We start from the raw sequence: 21,112 nt of genomic DNA, 5'->3' as shown, positions 1-21,112 counted from the left end.
CAGCAACCCGACAGGGAACATCTCCGCGGTGACCACGATGAAGGTGGCCAGGGCAAGAACCGCCAGGCCGCCGCGGTGCTTTCCCACGGGAACACGCGGCGCGACGGCCTGGCCCTGCGCGTCCTTGGTGGTCATCCCGAAATAGGGCCAAGAGAAGCCAAGAAACGGCGTACGTGGCCGAGCCAGAGCGTCCGGTTGTCCGCGTCGAGGATGTGTCCTGCTCCGGGCAGTTCGATCAGCGCGGCCCCCTGGATTCCCGCAGCGAGGCGGCGGGAACTTTCCGGAAGCACCAGACGGTCTCCCGTCGGCACGAACACGAGGGTGGGGGCCGTCACGCCGGTGAGGTCGCCGCGGACGTCCACGCGGGAGGCAAGGTCGAAGTGGTCGAGCATGCCGGGAGGCATCGAGGCCTTCACCTGCGCCACCGCCTCCTCCACCTCGGTCGGCGACAGCCCGTTCAACTGGCTCTCGGACAGGCACGCCAGGAAAGCCAGCCGGGCCACCTCCTCCCACTCGCCCGCCTTGCCGAGGAGGGCGATCAGTTGGGAGGCGTGTGCGAGGACTGGATCGGCCACGGGAAACCCTGCCGTGAGCACCAGTCCTGTCACCCGTTCGGGATGGCGGGTCGCGGCGCGCACCGCGATGGCGGTTCCCAGGGACTCTCCGAGGATGACGAACGTGCCGTGCCCGCGTGCCACAGCGGAGGCGACAAGGGCGTCTGCGAGCTCGTCGGGATCGAGCGGTTCAGTTGCGACCGGCGTGCCGCCCGCTCCTGGGTAGTGCGGACCGATCAGCGTGTGGTCCCGCGCCAGATCGTCCAGCACCAGCCCGAAGTTGCCTTGGATACCGCCGCCGGCACCGTGCGCCAGCAGCAGGGCAGGGCCGCTGCCCTGCACGTACACATCAAGATTCCGTTCAAGAACGGCCTGTTCAGCGCTCATGGACACGACGCTAAACTCTGACACCGGTGTCAGAGTCAAGTCGCCGCGAGAGGCAGCAGCCCATGCGTATGAAGGAGATGGTCCAGCGGACTGGAGTGCACGAACGACTCCTGCGCTACTACGAACAGCAGGGGCTGCTCGCCCCGGTCCGACTTCCCAGCGGATACAGGGAGTACAGCGACGCGGACGTGGAGACAGTGCGCCGTATCCGCAGCCTTCTGACGGCCGGTCTCTCCACCACCGTGATCGCTCAAGTCCTGCCCTGTGTTGCCGACGACAATGACCGCCTGGTCCCCATGTGTCCGGACCTGGTCCGTCGGCTCCAAGGCGAACGGCAGCGGATTACACAGGAGATCCAGGCCCTTCAGGCATCGCGGGCCATGCTGGAAACGGTGCTCAACGCGGCTCCGTCAGCCCTCACATCGCGGTGACCGAGGTCGGCCCGGTCGCCGTCTCGCCGTCTCGCCGTCGAGGTGCCGTGGGACCGTGAGAGTGGCTTCGGGCCGCGGAACTCGATCAGGCGGGGTTGGCTCGTTTCCACGCTTGGATGATCTCGATGGGGACGCGGCCGCGGTCGGGGAGGGCGTGGCCGTTGGCTCGGGCCCATTCGCGGATCTCGTTTGTGTCGACGGTTCCCCGTTGGTGGGAGCGGGTGGTCGGGGTCCTGGGCGCGGAGGCGGGGGTGGGGGTGAACAGGGGGCCGTTGTCGAGGATGTCTGTGGGGAACAGAGGAACCTGTGTCGTGCCGCTGATGACCGTGAGGAGGAACGCGGTGAGGGTTCCGCTGTAGGTGTACCAGGGGGCGCGCAGTGCTTCGTTGACAGCGACGGTCCATGTGTCGGGCTTGTCGATGGGATCGGTGACCCAGAAGAGGTAGTCACCGTTAGCGGTGACTCCCATGGCGAAGAGTTGTGGTGGGGGGTGGGGCAGGGGCCAGGGTTCCCGGGCACTGTGCCTGACTTGTTCGATCTGCTGCCGGAGCCGGGCGGGCAACGGGCCAGTGAGGTCTGTCCATTCGTTGGCGGCGTGTGGTTGGTACAGGGTGATGAAGCCGCAGAACTGCCCAGGGCCGTAGGTGGTGAGGAGTTGCTTGTAGTCGTGGGGGAGCCGCATGCCGAGTTCCGCTTCGACCTGGTCCCAGTCGGGGGCCGGCGGTGGCGCGGTGGGGGGTGGGCAGATGTCGGTCAGGGCGAACATGGTGACTCCGTAGGGCGGTTAGGGCGTGTTGCGAAAGTAGCGCCGTCCGCCCGCGGCGGGGCCTGCGGCGTCCGGTGCGTGCGATCGCAGGGCGGAGGATCGTCCGCGTACTGGACGTACGTGGACGACTCGGATAGGCACTCAGCGGCCCGTTGCCCGTACCGGCGATGGTCCGGATCGGATCATCGAGGGTCGGCTTTCTGGGACCAGACCCGCTGGATCGTCCGGTAGTCGATCACAGCGATGTCCTCTTGCCGCAGAACTTCACGGGCCTGCGGCGATGTCAGGAACTCGTAGTCTGTCCGGCGCACTCGCCAGCCACCGTCGACGGCCTGCGACTCCTCATTTCCCAGACCGGGATGCACCGCCCATTCATTGAGCCCAGCAGGCAGGTCGCCCAGCATCTGAACGTATCGCGCCGCCTTTCCTTCGATGTCGAGGGAAAAGCTGTCCAGGAATTCGTTGTCGATGACCGGCAGCCCGCGTTGCCGCATCATCCGGCGTCCGGGTTCGAGCCAGACCCGGACCGCAAGGCCGTACTCGGCTGCCAGTGCTACGGCCAGGTCGAGGACGTCATCGCGGCCGCCGTCGGCCAGGCAATGGAAGTCCAGGTGGGTCGGTGTGAGCCCGGCATCGGCGACGGCACTGATCTGGGCGCGGAACTCGAGTTCGATCTCATCGAGCCGAGCCTGGTCGAGGAGAGCCGCCCGTCCGGCGGGCGTCGGAGGGAACAGCTCACCTGCGGGGTCCAGCAGTGAGGGGACTCGTTGCTTGGCGGTCATCGGCCCCCACCGGATGTCGGGCATCTCGCACACCAGGGTGAGGTGGATTCCGAACGGGATCAGCGGCCGTCGGCTGAGCAGTTCCATGGCCTGCGGTGCCGCGGGACACGGGACCATCAGGCTGCACGAGGTGGCGATGCCCGCTTCGATCGACTCGATCACCGCGGCGTTGATCGCTGGATACATCCCGAAGTCGTCACAGTTGACGATCAGCAGCCGGGCAGCGGGCGGATGCCCCAGTAACTCACTCGACCGCTCTGCGGGTGTGACGGCCGCGGGGGCAGTGGTTTCATCCATGCCCGCAGTATGAGACCCGGCCGGACGCCGCGCACCGCCGGGCGGCGTAGCTCGGTCACGACGGACCGCTGCCCGTCATCGAGGGCACCATCCGTCCGTCTGGGCCACCGACCTCCGGCGGCCCGGGGAGAAGCCGGCGCCGCCGAACAAGCTCAGCACCCACACCCACTGAACTCGGCCAACTCGCAACAGCCCAGTACGCGATGCCATCGGTAAAAGCGGCATGCCCCACCGCGAACGCGATCTCTCGATGGGGCGACGTTCACGGGTTTTTCATGAAGTGGTCGACGAACCATCCCTCGGATGCCCGCATGTGACATCTAACGTCGAACGGCAACCACGACGCGAGTCTGGCGGCCGTACGGGCCGGGTACCCCCGCGAGTGGTTCCCGGACGCGGGCGGTGGTTACTACGAGTCGGACATCAACGGCGTCCACCTGTTCACGATCAACACCGAGACGTACAACGGCGACACGGCTCAGCGCGCGTGGCTCAAGAACCGTCTCACGCAGCTCACCGCCAACCCGACGGGCATCAACAAGCCCATCCTCATCCAGGGCCACCGGCCCGCCCCCGGCACCGTCATGGACGACCAGCAGACGTCCAACCCACTGCTCACCCAGGACCTCGCCGACTTCCCGCAGGCGGTTTACCTCAGCGGCCACTCGCACCTCAACATCAACGACGAACGGTCCATCGCCCAGAAGGACTTCACGGCCGTCAACGACGGTTCGATGTCGTACGTGGAGGTCGATCACGGCTACCAGACCGTCACCGACACCGGTCTCACCAACCGCTTCGAGGCGACCACCGCGCAGGCTCTCTTCATCGAGGTCTACAAGGACCGCACGGAGATCGCGCGTGTCAACATGAACGCCGACAAGCACGACATCTACCAGGGCGGCCAGTGGTCGGCGAACCCGCAGCCGCCGTACGCCAGTTCGGGCACCCTCAGCGGACCGACCTGGACCCTGCGGCTCAAGGGCACGACCGACCAGGAGATCAAGGACAACTTCAGCTACACCGCCGCCGCCCGCAACAAGACCGCCCCGGAGTTCACCTCCCGGCAGCCGCTGAAGGCAGTCACCACCGACGCGGGCGCCACCGCTGTCCGGATCTCCCAGGCGAAGGACGACCAGATGGTCCACCACTACGACGTGACCGTCACGGACACGACGATCGGTGCGAAGGTCGTCTCCTCCAAGGTGCTCTCCGAGTACTACTTCATGCCCCGCCCCAACACCCTCGACATCCCCGTCCCGGCGGGTGCGGCCGGTACGCCGTACACCGCGCGGGTCGTCGCCGTCGACGCGTACGGAAACGCCTCGCCGGCCGCCTCGCTGACGTTCGGCGAGTAGCACCGCCTGTGCTGCCCGGAGGGGGCGGGAGACCGTACGTATCCCCCCGCCCCCTCAGGGCCAACGTGATGGTGGATTGGCAGCGCGAGCTCAAACAAGCGCACCTGTACCTCGACGAACCGCTTACTCAGGTGCTGAAGCCGGCTACCCGGGGCAGATTCCGCTGTTCACCCTGAGGCAGTCGCCGGCCTCAGGCCGCAGCGCGTTCGGCGAGTGGGCGGCGCCGCAGGGCGGTCTCGGTCAGTGATCGCGGGGGCAGGAAGGCGGCGGGGTTGTACAGGTTCGTCCCGGGCGGCACGATTTCATCGATCCGGTCGAGGGTCGCGTCGTCCAGGGTGAGCGCGGCGCCCTTGAGCAGGTCCTCCAACTGCTGCATGGTCCGCGGTCCGATGATCGCCGAGGTGACGGCGGGGTGGGCCACGGTGAAGGCTACGGCGAGCTGAGGGAGGGTGCAGCCGATGCTTGTCGCGAGTTCGATGAGCTGTTCCACGGCGTCGAGCTTGGCGGCGTTTTCGGCGATCGCGGGATCGAAGAAAGCCGGTCGGAGCGCGGCACGGCCGGTCGCCAGGTCGACGGGCCGGTCCTTGCGGTGCTTGCCGGTGAGGAATCCGAAGGCGAGGGGGCTCCAGACCAGTACCCCCATTCCGTAGCGCTCGCAGACGGGCAGGAGCGAGGCCTCGATCCCGCGTGCCAGTATCGAGTAGGGCGGCTGGTCGGTGCGGAAGCGTCCGAGGCCGCGACGCTCGGAGACGTGGTGTGCCTCGGCGATCTCCTCGGCCTGGTAGTTCGAGCAGCCGAAGGCGCGGATCTTCCCCTCGCTCACGAGGTCGCTGAGCACCGAGAGCGTCTCCTCGATGTCGGTGGAGTGGTCGGGGAAATGGACCTGGTAGAGGTCGATCCATTCGGTGTTCAGGCGCCTGAGGCTGTCCTCGACCGCCTTGAGGATCCAACGCCGCGAGTTGCCACCGCGGTTGCGGCCCTCGCCCATCGAGAAGTGCACCTTGGTGGCGAGCACGACATCATCACGGCGCCCCCGGAGCGCCTTTCCCACGATTTCCTCGGACTCGCCCTGTCCGTACATGTCGGCGGTGTCGACGAAGTTGATTCCCTGGTCGAGGGCGGCGTGGATGATGCGGGCACAATCGTCGTGGTCGGGGTTGAAGCCGTCCTGGAACATCATGGTCCCGAGGCAGTGGACGCTGACCTCGATACCGGTTCTGCCGAGAGTGCGATAACGCATGGTGATGCCCCTTACTAGTTCAACCCAGCACGCGGAGCGACAGAGGAGTCGGTCGCACGAGGGACCCTAGGATCTAGACTCGGCTCTAGATCAACCCCGTTACCCTGACCGGCATGGTTGAGATCACAACAAGTCTGAGCATCGGACAGGTCGCCGAACGCACCGGTTTGAGCGTTCACGCGCTGCGCTTCTACGAGCGTGAGGGCCTTTTCGTCAATCCCGTGCGACGCGGGCCCGGCGGGCGCCGCGTCTACAGCCAGGATGACGTCGACTGGCTGACCGTCTGCATCATTCTCCGCGCCTCAGGCATGCCCCTGCCCGCGCTCAGCCGATACGCCGACCTCGTCAGAGAGGGCGCCGGTAACGAGGAAGAACGACTCACGCTCATGCGTGAGCACCAAGCGCACGTCACCACCCAGATCGCTGGGCTCACCGAGTCCCTGGACCTGATCCGGTTCAAGGTCGGGGTGTACGAGGACCTTGTCGACCAAGGCGGCGCCACCGCCCATCAATGTCACGCCCCATCCCCTTCGGCTGACGAAGAACTCACGCCGAGCCTTCGCCACGGAGCAGTGGTCGAGTAACCGGCACCGCACCACGCTCGCCGGCACCGGACGACGGCCACGGAGCCGGTCAACGACAACAGCCCCCCGGAGCTGCGGCGACCGACGACAACGCCGCCGGGCGCCGTCCATCGGCGCGCGACGCCGCCCCGCCTATCCGCGCGGCCTCTTACTCGTCCAGGGAGTGACCGGGGCCGGTTCCGTAGCGGCGCGGCGGCCGGACCCGAGCGCCCCGGCCAGCGTGGAGGCGACGATCAGCAGAGCGAGGACGACGGTCATCGTGAGCCGGAGTCCGATGTGGTCGGCGAGGAAGCCGAGTGCGGGCGGGCCGACGAGGAAGGCGATGTACCCCGCGGTGGCGACCGCGCCGACCCGTGCCGCCGCGTCGTGCGGGTGGTCGCCCGCCGCGGAGAGGGTGACCGGGAAGCCGAGCGAGGCGCCGAGTCCCCACAGCACCGTGGCGGCGCCCGCCACCAGCGGGCTGGGCGAGACGATCACCAACATCAGCCCCACGGCCGCGGTGACGGCGCTGACCCGGACGACCTTCACCCGGCCGAAGCGCTCCAGGAGGGGGCCGCCGGCGAAGCGGCCGAGCGTCATCGACGAGGCGAAGGCCAGGAAGGTCAGCGACCCCGCCGTGGCGCTCACGTGGTAGCCGTCCACCATGAGCAGCGGCAGCCAGTCGTTGGCGGCGCCCTCCGCGAAGGCCATGGCCAGGACGATCACCCCGATGAGGACCAGCCGCCGGTCCTGCCACACCCGCAGCCGGCCCCGCCAACCCCCCTGCCCCAAAGCGCCGTTGGCGGTACCGGCCGCCTCCCTCCCGGTGCCGTGCGGGATCAGGAGGACGGCCCGGACCGCGGCGGCCGCGATGAGCACCGCGACGGCCGACAGGTGCCGGCCGACAGGGAACGCGGCGGCGGTCAGCGCCATGCCCAGCAGTGCGCCGACGACGGTTCCGAGGCTGAAGCAGCCGTGCAGCACCGGCAGGACGGGCCTCTTGATGATGCTCTCGATGGCCGCGCCCTCGATGTTGAACGCGACCTCGGCGAGTCCCATCCCGCCACCGAACAGGGCCAGCCCGCAGAAGACCCCGCCCGCCAGCGACAGGCTCGTGCCCGCCGCGACGACCAGGAGCCCGGCGACGATCAGCGACGCGCCGACGCTGATCGTCGCCCGGCCTCCGTAGCGGCGCACGAGAGGTCCGGAGGCCGTGACGCCGGCCATCGAACCGGTGGAAAGACCGAACAGCACGAGCCCCATCGAGCCGGTGGACACGTCGAGGCCGTCCCGGACGGCCGGGGTGCGGGCCACCCAGGATGCCATGCCGGTGCCGGCGGCCAGCATGAAGAGAAACAGGGCGGTGCGCCAGCGGCGCGTAGGCCCTGTCTTCAAAGTCCCGCCTGCTCGGCGACGCCCGGCACGCACGCTCGCCGCGTTGTCGGGATCACCCCAGTACATCCAGTACTGGGGCGACCCTCCGCCTTGCGATCGCACGCACCGACCGCCGCCGAGCCCGCCCTCCGGGCGGACGGCGCTACTTTGAAGACAGGACCTAGCGGCGTCCATGACAGCGGGGCCTCAGCAGACGGGTCGAAGAAGGGGAGCGACAGGAGCGTACGGTCGTACGCCTTGAGTGTACGATCGTACGCATGACGGACCACTTCGCGGGAGACCCCCGTACCAACCATGAGCGGATGCTCGCCGGAGACCTCTACATCTCCGATGACCCGGACATCGCGAAGGCCCAGCAGCGAGCCGTGCGCCTGGCCGCCCAGTACCTCGCGGCGTACACGGAGGACGCCGATGCCGCGCAGCCCGTCGTCGCCGAACTCCTCGGCGGTCTCGGCGCGGGTGCCCATATCCGGCCGCCGCTCTACGTCGACTACGGCACGTACATCACGGTCGGCGAGGACACGTTCATCAACTACAATCTCACCGCACTCGACGTGGCACCCATCACCATCGGGCGCGACTGCCAGATCGGGCCGAACGTGCAATTGCTCACCCCCACCCACCCGGTGGAGCCGGAGCCGCGCCGGGACAAGCTGGAGGCGGCCAAGCCGATCACGATCGGCGACAATGTCTGGCTCGGCGGCGGAGCGATCGTGCTCGCCGGGGTGACCATCGGGGACAACAGCGTCATCGGCGCCGGAGCCGTCGTGACGAAGGACGTCCCCGCCAACGTGGTTGCCGTGGGCAATCCGGCCCGGCTGGTCCGCTCGATCTAGAAAGGGGAAGCACCGTGGCGACCGGAAGGAACGACCCCGAGCGGCGGGATCGCATCATCACCGCCGCGCTCGACCTGATCGCGGAGGAGGGGGTCGCCGGGACGTCGCACCGCAAGGTCGCCGCCCGCGCCGGAGTGCCACTCGGATCGATGACGTATCACTTCGGCGGCATGGACGAGCTGTTGCGGGAAGCGTTCATCCGCTTCTCCAGCAGTATCGTGGCCGTCTTCGAGGAGCGTCTTGGCGCCGCGAACACCCCTGACGAGGCCCGGGAGGCGGTCGCCGACCTCGTCCACCACCTGTCCAGCGGGAATCAGCGCGAACTCGTCCTCACTCACGAGCTCTACACGCTCGCCGCCCGGAAACCCGCCTACCGCGAGCTGACCCGGGAGTGGATGCGCCGCAGCCGCCGTGCGCTGGAGTGGCACTTCGACCCGGCGACGGCACGGCAGCTCGACGCGCTGATCGAGGGGCTTTCCATCCACCGCGCGCTTGAGACCGAACCGCACGACCGCGCCCTGACCGTCGAGGCGATCGCCCGCATCACGCAGGGCGCACGCGGGAATCCCTGACCCGCGTCCCAGGACCCCTGGCCGGCACCCCACCTGACCAAGGTGCCGGCCAGGTCACACCCGTCACCACCCGGACCGGGATCGGGATCCGGCGCAATCCGCGGCGGAAGCGCCGACGGCACCCCTGACGCGATCGTAAACCGCCCTGAACTGGCTTACCACAGAAGTGATTTACCCGGCCCTGCCCGCCTTCAGGCCCTCTACGCGCGTGACGACGGCCGCGGTGATGAACATCAACTTCTCACGTCAACCGCACCCGGAACTGAGCGCAGAACGGGTCAATCGCCGTTCCGCTGAAGTTAATTGTCGCGCTCAGGCGGATCCGCTGAGGCTCCTGTTGCACACCTGCGGGCAGCGGTCCGGCGCGCGGGTGGCGGATCACCAGTCGTGGACGGTCCCGTCGTGGAGGCGGTTGACCGGCAGATACGCCGGGTCGTACGGGTGGGCCGCTGCCAGCTCCTCGTCCAGCTCCACCCCGATGCCGGGGGCCTCGCCCGGGTGCAGGTACCCGTCGGTGAAGGCGTAGGAGTGCCGGAACACCTCGTGGGTGAGGGGGGTGTGGCCCGAGTACTCCTGGATGCCGAAGTTGTGCACGGCGAGGTCGAGGTGGACGGCGGCGGCCATCCCGACCGGGGAGATGTCCTCCGGTCCGTGCACGGCGCTCTTGATCTGGTACTGGGCGGCGAAGTCGAAGAGCTTGCGCAGCGGTGTGACGCCACCGAAGTGGGTGACCGCGGACCGCACGTAGTCGATCAGCTGCTCGGTGATCAGTGCCTGGTAGTCGTACACCGTGTTGAACACCTCGCCGATGGCCAGCGGCGTGGTGGTGTTGCGGCGCACCAGACGCAGGGCCTCCTGGTTCTCGGCGGGCGTGCAGTCCTCCAGCCAGAACGGCCGGTAGGGCTCCAGGTCCTTGCCGAGCCGGGCGGCCTGGATCGGGGTGAGCCGGTGGTGGGCGTCGTGGAGGAGCGGCAGTTCGGCGCCGAACTCGGCACGTACCGCCTCGAAGACGGCCGGCATGTGGCGCAGGTAGGCCTCGGTGTCCCAGTCCTCCACCAGCGGGCGGGCCTGCTGGTGGAGGACCGGCGCGCCGACGTCGTCGGTGTCGGACACCCCGTAGACGGCCTTGAGGCCGGGGATGCCGGACTGGATACGGACGGCGGGGTAGCCCTCGGCCAGCCTGGCCCGTACGGAGTCGAGGAGTTCGGGTATGTCCCGGCCGTTGGCGTGGCCGTAGGTGCGGACGCGTTCGCGGCTGGCGCCGCCCAGCAGCTGGTAGAGCGGGAGCCCCGCGGCCTTCGCCTTGATGTCCCAGAGCGCTACGTCGACGGCGGCGATGGCGGCCATCGTCACCGGTCCCCGCCGCCAGTACGCTCCCCGGTACAGCGACTGCCAGGTGTCCTCGATCCGGTGCGGATCGAGGCCGACGAGCAGGGGCGCCACATGGTCGGTGAGGTAGCTGACCACGGCGAGTTCCCTGCCGTTCAGGGTGGCGTCGCCGAGGCCGGTAAGGCCCTGGTCGGTCGTCAGTTTCAGGGTGACGAAGTTGCGGCCGGGGCTGGTGACGACGACCTTCGCGTCGACGATCTTCATATGTGTGTTCTCTTTCCGGATGTCGGAGGGGTGGGGGTCAGCCCTGGGCCGGTGCGGAGGCTGTCCTCCGGCTGCCGCTGGGCAACGGCTTCTCAGCCCTTGGTGGCGCCGGAGGTCAACCCGGCGACCAGGTATTTCTGCCCGAGGACGGCGGCCAGTACGACCGGCACCGTGATGAGGGTGGCGGCCGCCATCAGGCCGCCCCAGTCGGTGCTCGCGTAGGAGATGAAGTTGAACAGGGTCACCGGAACGGTCTGGGTCCGGTCGTCGGCGAAGACCAGCGCGAACATGAAGTTGTTCCAGCTGAAGACGAAGGCCAGCAGTGAGGCGGTCGCGGTGCCCGGCGCCGCGAGTGGCAGCGAGATCCGCCAGAAGGCGCCGAAGGCGCTCAGCCCGTCGGTGCGGGCGGCCTCCTCCAGTTCGACCGGCAGCCCCGCGAAGAAGCTGATCATGATCCACATGATGAGCGGGACGGAGACGAACATGTGGCTCAGGACCAGCACGGTGTAGGAGCCGACGAGGCCCATCCGCGCGAACAGGTAGTACCAGGGGACGAGCAGCGAGATCGCCGGGACGATGCGCGCGACGAGGATCAGGGAGCCGGTGCGGTGCATGTTGAACCGGCCCACGGCCCAGGCCGCCGGTACGGCGATGACGGCGGAGAGGACCGTCGACACCAGCCCGACCAGCAGCGAGTTGCCCATGGAGCGCACGATCTGCCCGGCCTCGACGATGCTGCGGAAGTTGTCCAGGGTGGGCCTGAACCACAGGCCGACCGATGGGTCGGTGACCTGCACGTTGGTCTTGAAGGCCGCGGCGAACATCCACACGATCGGCAGCGCGAAGACGAGCGTCACGATCGTGATGGCGGTGCCGCGCAGCCACGACCATGTCCCGCGCCGGCGGGCCCGCGGGGCGTTGTGCGGGACGGCCGACGGGCGCGTGGCACGGGAGACGGTGGCACTCATGCGTTCTTCCTTCCGCCACGGCGGCGCAGCAGAACCACGACACCGATGATGAAGAGCGTGAACAGGACCAGGACGGCGGCGGCCAGGCCGTACTCCTGGTAGTCGAAGGTGAGGCCGTAGGCGTAGACGTTGAGGGTTTCCACCTCGAAGTCCGAACCGCCGCCGGCGCCCTTGGTGGCGTAGAGGATGTCGAAGGTCTTCAGCGCGTCGACGGCACGCAGCACCAGTGCGGTGGCGAGCGTGGGTCCGAGCATCGGCAGGATGACGTGCCGGAACCGCTGCCAGCTGTTGGCTCCGTCCACCAGGGCGGCTTCCTCGGGCTCCTCGGGCAGCGTGGTCAGCCCGGCGAGCAGCAGCAGCGTCATCATCGGCGTCCACTGCCATACGTCGATGAGCATCAGCGTGGGCAGCGACTGGCTGACCGAGCCCAGGAACTCCTGCCGGGGCAGGCCGACCGCGGCGAGCAGGTGGTTGGCTATGCCATTGGTGGGGTCGAGGATCAGCAGCCACAGGATGCCGATCGCGACGGGCGTGGCGAGCAGCGGGATGATCAGGACGGTGCGCACCCAGCGCATCCCCCGGAACGGCTTGCGCATCAGCATCGCCAGGGCGAGCCCGAGCGCCGTCTCCAGCACCACCGCACCGACGGTGAAGACCAGGGTGCGGCGGGCGGCCGGCCAGAACCTGCGGGTGTCGCCCAGCGCGTCGGCGAAGTTGCGCAGGCCGATGTGGGTCCTGTCGGCGTTCACCGCGCCGAAGGCGTCGGTCAGGCTGAGGTCGAGGGTGAAGACCAGCGGGAAGACGATCATCAGGCCCACGAAGAGCAGCGCCGGAGCGAGCATCGCCCACTTCAGCCGCCGGTTGGCCTGCTCGAAGGTGCGCGGCCGGCGTACGCGGGGCGGCTTCGCATCCGACGGTCGGGCAGCGGTGCGGGCCGTGGAGACCTCGGTGGTCGACATCAGGACTCCTTGTGGCGGTTGTCGCGTACCAGGAACTCGGCGAACTCCGCGTCCGCGTCGCGCACGACAGGGCGTACGGACTGGCCGAGGATGCCCGCGACCAGCGGACGGCCCACGATGTCGCGGGCCCGGCCGACCTGGAGGACCCGGGGCCGGTCGTAGCCGCGGCCGCGCTCCGCGTTGATCCGCATCGCCTCGGCGAGATCCGGCGGGAAGGAGGCCAGCGTCTTCGGGTCGGACCACACCGAGGAGCGGGCGCCAGGTATGCCGTCGGACTGGAGGGCGGCCGACATCTCGGGACCCGCGGCCCACCTGATGAACTCCCAGGCGTCGTCGCGCAGCAGGGAGAAGGTGTTGATGCCGAGGCTCCAGGACGGGATGTTGTGCGGCCTGGCACCGGCCGGACCGGCAGGGAAAGGCGCGAAGCCGACGCTCTCGCGCACCTTGGACACCTTCGGGTCGAGGAAGCTGCTGTAGATCGCGTCGGCGTCGATGTAGAACGCCGCCTTGCCCTGCGCGAAGATCGGCATCGCCTGTTCGAGGCTCATGTTGGTCGCCCCGGGCGGCCCGGCCTTGGCCAGCAGACCGCCGTAGTACTCGTACGCCGCCAGGGCCTCAGGGCTGCCGATGCCGGACTTCCCGTCGACGACGAAGTCTCCGCCGTGCGAATAGAGGAAGCTCGACCACTGGGAGACGGCGCCGCTGCGCTGGCCCCGGCCGACGTAGCCGTAGAAGCCCTGCTCGCGCCGGGTGAGTTCCCGTGCGGCGTCCATCAGCGCGTCCAGGGTGCGCGGCGGCCCGCCGAGGTCCTCGACCAGGTCCTTGCGGTAGTAGAGCGCGGGGCGTTCGGTCACCACCGGGACGCTCAGCACCTTCCCCGCGGTCACGGACGCCTCGCGCGGGGCCTTCTGGAAGTCCGGCCAGTCGAACGCCGCGTCGTCGACGCGGTCGCTGAGGTCGGCGAGCCAGCCGTTGTGGCCGAAGACCAGCTGCTCCTGGAGTGCGCGGACCATCATCACGTCCACGTCGGTGCCGGAGGCGTTCAGCTTGACGTTGTAGCTGCTCGCGAGCTGGTCGGCGGTGAGCAGGGTCATCGAGACCCGCCGCCCGATCCGCTCCTCGAACTCCTCGGTACGGCGCTTGATCGCCTGGGACCACACATGGTTGATCGCCATGACCCGCAACGGGGTGTTGGCCGAGGGCTTCCCGCCCCCGGTCGAACAGGCGCTCAGCACCCCCGCCCCGGCGGCCCCCGCGGCCAGCCTCCCGAAGGCGCGCCGGCTCAGGAGCTGGCTGCTCGTGGACATCCTTGTCCTCGTCTCTCTGCGATGTCGTGCGGTGTCGCGTAGTGCCGTGCGGTGTCTCGTGGTGCCGTGCGGTACGCGTCGCGTCCCGGCCCGCGCCACTCCGACCTTATTGGTCCAACTGGTAGGACCAGTTGGTTCAGACGGGACCGTAACAGCAGAAGAGGCATGTCGACCAGCCCCCTGAAGGGAAGTCCGGTGAAGGAAAGTCTTGTGAAGGGAAGTCCTGCGGAACCGGTCACCGAACCGGTCGCCGATCGGGCGCTGGACTATTCGCCCGTTCGGTTGCCGCCCCGTCGGCCCTCGGTCTGGCCCAGCAGTGTCTCGATGTGGTTGCGTGCCATGGTGTCGACCCGCAGATCGAGATCCGCCCCGTAGGTACGCAGGCCCAGCATCAGGTGCTCCCGCATCCGCGCGCAGGCGAGGTCCACGTCCCGCGCCTCGACCGCCTCGAAGATCTCCGGGTGGTGCGGCACACCGGCCTCACCGATCGATGGATCGGAGTTCGAGCGGAGCATCATCTCGAACATCATCCCGCTGATCGAGGACAGCATGATCCGCAGGACCGGGTTCTTGCTCGCCACCGCGATGGCGTCGTGGAAGTCCATGTCGGCCTGGGCCTTGATGACGACATCGGTCGCCGACTCCAGGGCGTCCCGTGCGGACCGCATGGTCGCGATGTCCTCGTCCGTCGCCCGCTGGGTCGCCAGCCGGACCATCTCGACCTCCAGCGGGATCCGTGCCTCGATGAGCTGCCGGACGGTGGGGCGGCCCGCCCGGTACAGCGCGTCGTACCCTCTGGCCTGCCCCGAGGACTGTTCGCGGACGAAGGAGCCACGCCCCGGGGCGACTTCGATCAGGTGCTGCGCCTCCAGCCGCCGGAGGACCTCGCGCACGACGTTCCTGCTGGAACCGAACTGGGCGGCGAGTTCGCGCTCCGAGGGAAGTTTCGTCCCGACGGCGATCTCTCCGGACCTGATGTCGTGTTCCAGCTGGCGGGCGATGCGCTCCGTCAGGAGTCCGCGCCGGGCGGGGTCCGAGACCGGGCCCGACCGCTCGGAACCTGACGGGGAGGAGGGGGCGGACGGCTGCATGGTCGCAGCGTACAGCCAGGTCGCGGCCCGTACGTGGCCCCCCGGCCCGGCTGCGTACACCCCGTCCGCCGCACCTCACGGCCTCCGGCCCGCGCACCGCCCCACGGCGCCCCCCGGGGCCTCCGGCGCAAGGGTGATCAGCCTCGATCTTGAGGGTCACCCGGCTCGACTCGTTGTCCAGCCGATGGAAGGGAAGGTGACGACTCCGGCGTGATGGCCGCCCTCCAGGCTGTGAGATGAGGGGAAAGCGCAATCTTTCCAAGCGAGTTGGAAAGACAGTCAAGTCCGCGTCGAGTCCACATCGTTTGGGGTTCGCGGCTATGCTTTGCGTTGCTCGTTCGATATTCGCTGCTACCTGCGTCGGCCTCATTCGAGGCCGAGTCCCGCAACTGCGGGACCAACAGCGGCGAAAGGAGCCCGAGCATGGCAGGAGAAGAACGGAACGAGGGAGACGACGCCCCGGACGGGAGTCCGCTTCCCAAGTGGGTGCGGATCTTGGTCGCGGTGCTGACCCCCTTGGCGCCCGTTCTTGTGGTGTGTGTAGACGCGTACGCGCGCTGATGCGTGCGTAGGGGTGTGGCTACGGTCGTCGGCGCTTCACGAGGTGAGGTTCGGCCGGCTCGAAAACGGCCGAACCTCACCTCGCACTACATGCGCTGTGGGCCTGCCCCTGGCTGACACCAGGGGCGGGCCCAACTTGCGCACGGGCCTTGAAAGCAGGGGGCACCGATCAACCCAAATAGTACAGCTCGCGTCACGGTCCACCGCCCGGAACTGTACACCGGGTCCGACTCTTATGACGTGACTCAGATCGACGGGCTCGACAGGTTTTTCAGCGTCATGGACCGTGTCCGATGTCGCTGTCGGACCCCGGTGAGAGTGCGATCTCCGAGGGGTCGGTCACATGACGCTGCGGTCACGCCCTCCGGGGGACCGCGGCCGCGGGGGTCTGTTCGCCCGTCCGTTCCGGGTCGTACCCGGTGAAGGGACGGTCGAAGAGCCAGTTGTAGAGCATTCTTGAACTTGTCCAGGTAGTTCACCGACGCGATCGAGTTGAGGCCGACGGTCACCATCCCGGCATAGCCCTCGACCGGCGCGGTGCCGGTCACCTGGTTCTCCGTGGCCGGTGAGTTCCAGGCCGACCACCGTGCCCCCACGGCGCCGGTCTACCAGCAGATCATGCGCGAGCACGTCCCGGCGATGAGCAAGGCCGTTGACCTGTACGCCGCCACGCGCGAGCAGGTACTGAAGCGGGAGGCCGTGCTCACCGGCTCCTGAGCGGGCAGCACGGCGGTCACCGGATACCGGGCGTCGCACCAGGGCCGGGGCCCTACGGACACCCCGTAGGGCCCAGCCCTGGTATGCGGGTGTCGGACCGGCGGTCTTCGACGGCAGCTACTCGGTGTACGACGGCACCGGGTGGCGCCGTACGAAGTCCAGGGCCAGGGCCACGGCCCGGTACGGGTCCTGGCCCCCGATGAACTCCAGTCCCACCAGGCCGCGGTAGCCGGCGTCGGCCAGTGCTCGGCGGACGGCGTTGAAGTCCAGTTCCCCGGTGCCGGGGGAGCGGCGGTCGGGGAGATCGGCGAACTGGACGTGCAGGGTGTCGGGCGCGTGGCGGGCGATGGCCGCCTCGACATCCTCGCGGCTGCGGGCCAGGTGGTAGACGTCGAGCAGGATGCCCGCGTTGTCGGCCCCGGCGTGCCGGAGATCCGCGATCAGCTCGGCGGCCCGGGGCAGGTCGGGGAGCAAGTAGCCGGGGTTGTCACCGGCGTTGAGCGGCTCGATCAGTATCGAAGCACCCGCGCGACGGGCCTCGGCGGTGGCGAAGAGCAGGTTCTCGCGGGCCGTACGGTGCTGCCGCTCGGGTGTGTGTCCCGGACGCCGGTTGCCGTAGGGAAGGTTGAGCAGCCGGCAACCCGTCACCTCGGCGGTGCGGACGGCCGCCACGATGCTCGCCCGGCAGCGGTCGACCTGCCCGGGGTCGCTGAGCAGACCGCGCTCTCCCGCGTTCGTGTCGCCCGCGTCGATGTTCAGGCACACCAACTGGCTGTCGCAGGCCAGCAGGGCGGCCCGGAGCTGGGCTATCTGGGCCTCGACCGGCCCGCTGTCGGTGAAGGGCCACCACAGTTCGACCTGGTCGAACCCGGCGCGGGCGGCGAACCCTATGGCGTCGACGGCGGGCAGCCCGGACAGGCACAGCGACAGGTTCAGCGCGTACCTGCCCCGGGGCGCTCTTCCAGCCGTCACGCGGGCACCGTGCCGAGCAGCCGGCTGAGCGCCCCGGTCACCGCGGCAGCGGCGCGCTCGGCGTCACCGCCATCACCGCTGCCGCTGCGCCACGCCACATGGCCGTCCGGCCGGATCAGCAGGGCGGCGTCCGTGTCGAGCCGGTAGAGCCGGGCGAAATCCGCGGCGTGGACGTCGAAGTCGGGTCCGGGGGCGCGACGGATCTCGACGGGCAGTCCGAACCGCTCGGCCGCGCGCCGTACGGCGTCCGCCCACACCGGCCCCCCGGCGCCGTGCGTGCGGGTCCGCGGGCGAGCCGAACGGCGGGCCGCGACCTCGATCACGTCGCCGGGCTCCGTGAGCGCGGCCTCGATGATCGGCTGGAGCTGCGGGAGCAGCCCGAGCACGGCGTTGGTGCCCAGTCCCGGCAGGCCGAGCCGCTTCGGCAGCGGGATCAGCGGGGCGATCCGCCGCTCGCCGTCCAGCAGGACTCCGGGCTGCTCGGCGCCCGCCGGTCCGAAGCTGACGATTTTCATGACTGCTCTCCTTCGCGGGCGGACCGCGCGGCGACGAGGAAGTCGAAGTCGCAGCCCTCGGGGCTCTGGGTGATGTGCCGGTGGTAGAGAGCCGCGTAGCCGCGCTCGGGAGCCGCGGGCACGGCGGCCGGTGTGCGCCGGGCCAGTTCGGCCGCTTCGACCTCCAGGTCGAGCCGGCCGGTCATGGCGTCGAGCACGATGACGTCGCCGTCGGCCACCAGGCCCAGCGGGCCGCCGGCGGCGGACTCGGGGGCGACGTGCAGCACGACGGCCCCGGTGGCGGTGCCGCTCATCCGGGCGTCGGAGATCCGCACCATGTCGGTGACGCCCTTGTCCAGCAGCTTGCGGGGGATGGGGAGTTGGCCGACCTCGGGCATGCCGGGCCCGCCGAGCGGTCCGACCCCGCGCAGCACCAGCACCGAGTCCGCGTCGACGTCGAGGTCCGGGTCGTCGATACGCGCGTGCAGATCGGCCGGCCCGTCGAAGACGACCGCCCGGCCGCGGTGCCGCCACAGGCCCGGCTCGGCACCGGACCGCTTGAACACGGCACCGTCCGGCGCCAGCGTGCCCCGCAGCAGGGCGAGTGCACCGGACTCGAACACGGGCTCCGCGGCAGGCCGCAGCGCGGGGCTCTCGGTACGGCCGTCCTGCTCCCGGTGCCGCTCCAGCACCGCGGACCAGGGCTCACCTGTCCCGGCGAGCGCGTCGGTGTGCACCAGATGGCCGAGCCGGTCCAGTACGGCGGGCAGCGCGCCGGCGTCCTGGAGGTCTTCCAGCAGATGGGGCCCTGAGGGACGCACATCGGCGAGGACCGGCGTGGTCCGGCTCCACTCCGTCATGGCGTCGAGGCCGAGCCGGTGACCGAGCCGTCCGGCGATGGCCTCCAGGTGGATCACGGCATTGGTGGATCCGCCGACCGCGCACAGGACACGGAAGGCGTTCTCCAGGGCCTCGGGGGTGATGAACTGGTCCGGGGCGCGCCCCGAGCGGGCCAGTTCGACCGCGCGCCGGCCCGTGGCCTCCGCCGCGGCGGCCCGTGCGGCACTGGTCGCGGGCAGCAGGCTGGTGCCCGGCAGGGCCATGCCGAGGGTTTCGGCGAGCAGCGCCATGGTGACCGCCGTACCGAGCACGTTGCACGTCCCGACGCCGGGGATGAGACACCCTTCCAGGCGTGCCCACCGCACGTCGTCGATCTCGCCGTTGCGGCGCTTGTCCGCCAGCGGCCACAGGTCGTCGATGGTCTGCGGCTCGCCGTTCCAGCGTCCGGTGGCGCGCGGGCCTGCCGCGAGGGCGATCGCCGGCTTACCGGCGCTGGCCGCTCCCATCAGCTGGGCCGGGACCGTCTTGTCGCAGCCGCCGAGCAGCACCACCCCGTCCAGGGGCGAGGCGGTGATCATCTCCTCGACGTCCATCGCCATCAGGTTGCGCAGATAGAGCGTTGTGGGCCGGACGAACGGCTCGGACAGGGAGATGGTCGGGAACTCCAGCGCCAGACCCCCGGCCCGGGTGATCCCGCGCTTGACCGCCTCCGCGAGCTGTCTGAGCCCGGCGTTGCACGGGTTCAGCTCGCTCCAGGAGTTGGCGATGCCGATGACGGGCCGTGCGCGCACGGACTGCTCACTTCGGCCGCTGCCGCGCAGGAAGGCGCGATGCAGGAAGCCGTCACGGTCGGAGGAGTGGAAGGCGTCCCCGTTCCGTGTCTGGGTGCCGATCTGGGACATGGGCTCACTTCTCTGCTCTGCGGGTCGGTCTCATATGCCGGTCGGGCGAAGGGCCGGCGGTGCCTTGGGGGATGGCCTGCCGAGCGGCTGCTCGCAGGGCCGGTGTGCTTATCCACGGGCGGCGGGCGCCGCTGACCATCCGGCGCCGGTGTTGTCAGGCGGGGTCAGTTCCACGGGGTGGGCCAGTTCCACGCGGTCGCGCTTGGTGTACAACTCCCAGTAGCGCTCGGCGAGTTCGTCCGGGTGCACGAGCGGAACGTCACCGCCGGCACCCTCGGCCGCCGCGCTGCCGGTGATCACGGCGGCGACGGTGGGGGTGCCGGCGTAGACACCGGTTCCCCGCAACTCGCCGCTGAGGGAGTACGGATAGTTGCGGGCGGCTGCCGCGAGCGGGCCCGGGCCGCTCGTGAATGAGGCCCCGAGACCGGGACCGGCGCCGAAGACGGCGATCACTTTCGACATGGGACGTCACCTTTGTCGCGAGTTATCTTGACAGTGGGGTCGACTTCCCTTCCGGTCGTGACACATATCTTGACCATTGGGTCAAATTGCGTTCGGAGGGTACGTGCGACCATGAACACCGACCACATGACCAGGAGGAACACCGGATGCGGGCCGACGCGCAACGCAACGCGGAGAAGCTGCGAAGAGCGGCTGCCGAGCTCTTCCGGGAACGAGGTCTCCAGGCACCCTTGAAGGAGATCGCCCGGCGGGCCGGGGTGAGCCACGGCACCCTGTACAACCTCTTCGGCACCCGTGAGGCGCTGATAGACGACGTCGTCGCCGACCTCGCCGCGGAGCGGCTGGAGGAGGTGGCCCGCGAGGCCCTGGCCCGGGAGGACGCCTGGGACGGATTCGCGTACTACATCGAGAAGATCTGCGAGCTGCAGGTCAGCGACCCGGCGATGGGCGACGTCGTCACCGGGCGCTACCCGGACGCCGAGCGGCTGATGGCCGTGTGCGAGAGCGCCCGCGCCGACAGTATGCGGATCATCGAGCGCGCCCAGCGGGCCGGCGGCCTGCGCCCGGACTTCACCGGCGGGGACATGGTGTTCGTCTTCGGCACCAACGCCCTGATCGCCCGGGCCGCCAAGGACACCGCCCCCGACACCTGGCGCCGGGGCATCGCCTTCCTTCTCGACGGCCTGCGCAGTGAGGCCGCCCACCCACTGCCCAGCGCGCCGCTGACCCCGCGGCAGCTCCACGAGGTGATGACCAACGTCACCGGCGCCGCCTGACCGCACCCGGCGGGAACCGGCGCCGGCCGCACGGACGCCTCCGGCGACCGGGGTGCGGCTGTCTGCCGTAGCCGGGTGACCCGAGGTCGCCCACGGGCTGGGCGGGCGGGATAGGGAAGTTCTGGTTGAAGACCTCATGGGGGTCGTACTGTCCTTTCGCCTTCCGCGGCCGGTCCAGCGTGGGCTCGGGGAACGCCTCCCGGAGCAGTTCCTTTTCCTTGCCCGACTCGAACTCGGCCGCCGGTCGTCGGTCTCGCGTGCGTATGGACGGGATGCCTCCCTCAAGTGG

Annotated in this window: 22 protein-coding genes; 8 read left to right on the top strand and 14 right to left on the bottom strand. The window is 69.4% G+C overall.

Annotated features, from left to right (window positions below; translation table 11 throughout):
• Window positions 1–131: 131 nt before the first annotated feature.
• Window positions 132–941 (bottom strand): alpha/beta fold hydrolase, encoded by an 810-nt coding sequence (locus ACFRMN_RS16595; protein WP_383019580.1) that lies wholly within the window; start codon window positions 939–941, stop codon window positions 132–134.
• 62 nt (window positions 942–1,003) lie between these two features.
• Here ACFRMN_RS16595 and ACFRMN_RS16590 point away from each other — a divergent pair, with 62 nt between their 5' ends.
• Window positions 1,004–1,372, top strand: a complete 369-nt coding sequence (locus tag ACFRMN_RS16590) for a MerR family transcriptional regulator (protein ID WP_383019577.1) — start codon at window positions 1,004–1,006, stop codon at window positions 1,370–1,372.
• Window positions 1,373–1,457: 85 nt separating this feature from the next.
• On the opposite strand, the gene ACFRMN_RS16585 is transcribed toward ACFRMN_RS16590, so the two are convergent.
• Both ACFRMN_RS16585 and ACFRMN_RS16580 read right to left on the bottom strand, forming a co-directional pair.
• On the bottom strand, window positions 1,458–2,138 hold the full coding sequence (locus tag ACFRMN_RS16585; protein WP_383019574.1) for a histone-like nucleoid-structuring protein Lsr2: 681 nt from the start codon (window positions 2,136–2,138) through the stop codon (window positions 1,458–1,460).
• Window positions 2,139–2,320: 182 nt separating this feature from the next.
• Window positions 2,321–3,217, bottom strand: a complete 897-nt coding sequence (locus ACFRMN_RS16580; protein ID WP_383019572.1) for a polysaccharide deacetylase family protein — start codon at window positions 3,215–3,217, stop codon at window positions 2,321–2,323.
• A 584-nt stretch (window positions 3,218–3,801) separates the two neighbouring features.
• Between ACFRMN_RS16580 and ACFRMN_RS16575 the strand changes: the two genes are divergently transcribed.
• Window positions 3,802–4,575, top strand: coding sequence for a hypothetical protein (locus tag ACFRMN_RS16575; protein WP_383019569.1), 774 nt, complete (start codon window positions 3,802–3,804; stop codon window positions 4,573–4,575).
• Between the two features lie 190 nt (window positions 4,576–4,765).
• On the opposite strand, the gene ACFRMN_RS16570 is transcribed toward ACFRMN_RS16575, so the two are convergent.
• Window positions 4,766–5,815, bottom strand: coding sequence for an aldo/keto reductase (locus ACFRMN_RS16570; RefSeq protein WP_383019567.1), 1,050 nt, complete (start codon window positions 5,813–5,815; stop codon window positions 4,766–4,768).
• A gap of 113 nt (window positions 5,816–5,928) precedes the next feature.
• On the opposite strand from ACFRMN_RS16570, the gene ACFRMN_RS16565 reads away from it, so the two are divergent.
• Window positions 5,929–6,399: a MerR family transcriptional regulator gene (locus tag ACFRMN_RS16565; RefSeq protein WP_383019564.1), complete on the top strand. Its 471-nt coding sequence runs from the start codon at window positions 5,929–5,931 to the stop codon at window positions 6,397–6,399.
• 132 nt (window positions 6,400–6,531) lie between these two features.
• On the opposite strand, the gene ACFRMN_RS16560 is transcribed toward ACFRMN_RS16565, so the two are convergent.
• Window positions 6,532–7,725, bottom strand: a complete 1,194-nt coding sequence (locus ACFRMN_RS16560) for an MFS transporter (protein ID WP_383019676.1) — start codon at window positions 7,723–7,725, stop codon at window positions 6,532–6,534.
• A 305-nt stretch (window positions 7,726–8,030) separates the two neighbouring features.
• Here ACFRMN_RS16560 and ACFRMN_RS16555 point away from each other — a divergent pair, with 305 nt between their 5' ends.
• Together ACFRMN_RS16555 and ACFRMN_RS16550 are read left to right on the top strand one after the other, a co-directional pair.
• On the top strand, window positions 8,031–8,609 hold the full coding sequence (locus ACFRMN_RS16555; RefSeq protein ID WP_383019562.1) for a sugar O-acetyltransferase: 579 nt from the start codon (window positions 8,031–8,033) through the stop codon (window positions 8,607–8,609).
• Window positions 8,610–8,623: 14 nt separating this feature from the next.
• Window positions 8,624–9,181: a TetR/AcrR family transcriptional regulator gene (locus ACFRMN_RS16550; RefSeq protein ID WP_383019559.1), complete on the top strand. Its 558-nt coding sequence runs from the start codon at window positions 8,624–8,626 to the stop codon at window positions 9,179–9,181.
• A 378-nt stretch (window positions 9,182–9,559) separates the two neighbouring features.
• Here ACFRMN_RS16550 and manD read toward each other — a convergent pair whose 3' ends face one another.
• The 5 genes from manD to ACFRMN_RS16525 all read right to left on the bottom strand — a co-directional run bounded on the left by manD (window position 9,560) and on the right by ACFRMN_RS16525 (window position 15,099).
• Window positions 9,560–10,774, bottom strand: coding sequence for a D-mannonate dehydratase ManD (gene manD / locus ACFRMN_RS16545; RefSeq protein ID WP_383019557.1), 1,215 nt, complete (start codon window positions 10,772–10,774; stop codon window positions 9,560–9,562).
• 92 nt (window positions 10,775–10,866) lie between these two features.
• Window positions 10,867–11,742: a carbohydrate ABC transporter permease gene (locus tag ACFRMN_RS16540; protein WP_383019554.1), complete on the bottom strand. Its 876-nt coding sequence runs from the start codon at window positions 11,740–11,742 to the stop codon at window positions 10,867–10,869.
• Window positions 11,739–12,701, bottom strand: a complete 963-nt coding sequence (locus ACFRMN_RS16535; protein WP_383019551.1) for a carbohydrate ABC transporter permease — start codon at window positions 12,699–12,701, stop codon at window positions 11,739–11,741. The genes ACFRMN_RS16540 and ACFRMN_RS16535 overlap by 4 nt, the downstream gene beginning before the upstream one ends.
• A complete protein-coding gene (locus ACFRMN_RS16530; protein WP_383019548.1) occupies window positions 12,701–14,008 on the bottom strand; it encodes an ABC transporter substrate-binding protein in 1,308 nt (435 codons plus the stop codon). The genes ACFRMN_RS16535 and ACFRMN_RS16530 overlap by 1 nt, the downstream gene beginning before the upstream one ends.
• A gap of 266 nt (window positions 14,009–14,274) precedes the next feature.
• Entirely contained in the window at window positions 14,275–15,099 is an 825-nt protein-coding gene (locus tag ACFRMN_RS16525; RefSeq protein WP_383019546.1) for a FadR/GntR family transcriptional regulator, read from the bottom strand.
• Window positions 15,100–15,522: 423 nt separating this feature from the next.
• On the opposite strand from ACFRMN_RS16525, the gene ACFRMN_RS16520 reads away from it, so the two are divergent.
• Both ACFRMN_RS16520 and ACFRMN_RS16515 read left to right on the top strand, forming a co-directional pair.
• A complete protein-coding gene (locus ACFRMN_RS16520; RefSeq protein WP_383019543.1) occupies window positions 15,523–15,660 on the top strand; it encodes a hypothetical protein in 138 nt (45 codons plus the stop codon).
• A gap of 537 nt (window positions 15,661–16,197) precedes the next feature.
• Window positions 16,198–16,377, top strand: coding sequence for a hypothetical protein (locus ACFRMN_RS16515; RefSeq protein WP_383019540.1), 180 nt, complete (start codon window positions 16,198–16,200; stop codon window positions 16,375–16,377).
• 117 nt (window positions 16,378–16,494) lie between these two features.
• Here the strand turns inward: ACFRMN_RS16515 and ACFRMN_RS16510 are convergent, their stop codons facing one another.
• The 4 genes from ACFRMN_RS16510 to ACFRMN_RS16495 all read right to left on the bottom strand — a co-directional run bounded on the left by ACFRMN_RS16510 (window position 16,495) and on the right by ACFRMN_RS16495 (window position 20,047).
• Window positions 16,495–17,349, bottom strand: a complete 855-nt coding sequence (locus tag ACFRMN_RS16510) for a hydroxypyruvate isomerase family protein (protein WP_383019537.1) — start codon at window positions 17,347–17,349, stop codon at window positions 16,495–16,497.
• Window positions 17,346–17,864 (bottom strand): hypothetical protein, encoded by a 519-nt coding sequence (locus ACFRMN_RS16505; RefSeq protein WP_383019534.1) that lies wholly within the window; start codon window positions 17,862–17,864, stop codon window positions 17,346–17,348. The genes ACFRMN_RS16510 and ACFRMN_RS16505 overlap by 4 nt, the downstream gene beginning before the upstream one ends.
• Window positions 17,861–19,585, bottom strand: coding sequence for a dihydroxy-acid dehydratase (locus ACFRMN_RS16500; RefSeq protein WP_383019531.1), 1,725 nt, complete (start codon window positions 19,583–19,585; stop codon window positions 17,861–17,863). Before ACFRMN_RS16500 ends, ACFRMN_RS16505 begins: the two co-directional genes overlap by 4 nt.
• 108 nt (window positions 19,586–19,693) lie before the next feature.
• The gene (locus ACFRMN_RS16495) at window positions 19,694–20,047 is read right to left on the bottom strand and encodes a hypothetical protein (protein WP_383019528.1); all 354 of its coding nucleotides are present in this window, start codon (window positions 20,045–20,047) and stop codon (window positions 19,694–19,696) included.
• A 146-nt stretch (window positions 20,048–20,193) separates the two neighbouring features.
• On the opposite strand from ACFRMN_RS16495, the gene ACFRMN_RS16490 reads away from it, so the two are divergent.
• Window positions 20,194–20,823: a TetR/AcrR family transcriptional regulator gene (locus ACFRMN_RS16490; protein WP_383019526.1), complete on the top strand. Its 630-nt coding sequence runs from the start codon at window positions 20,194–20,196 to the stop codon at window positions 20,821–20,823.
• The last annotated feature ends 289 nt before the right edge of the window (window positions 20,824–21,112 follow it).

The sequence above is a fragment of the Streptomyces sp. NPDC056835 genome, assembly GCF_042789485.1.
In the GTDB taxonomy this organism is placed as follows: domain Bacteria; phylum Actinomycetota; class Actinomycetes; order Streptomycetales; family Streptomycetaceae; genus Streptomyces.
Note: the sequence above shows the minus strand (reverse complement) of the source record. Positions and strands in the feature narration are given on the sequence as shown.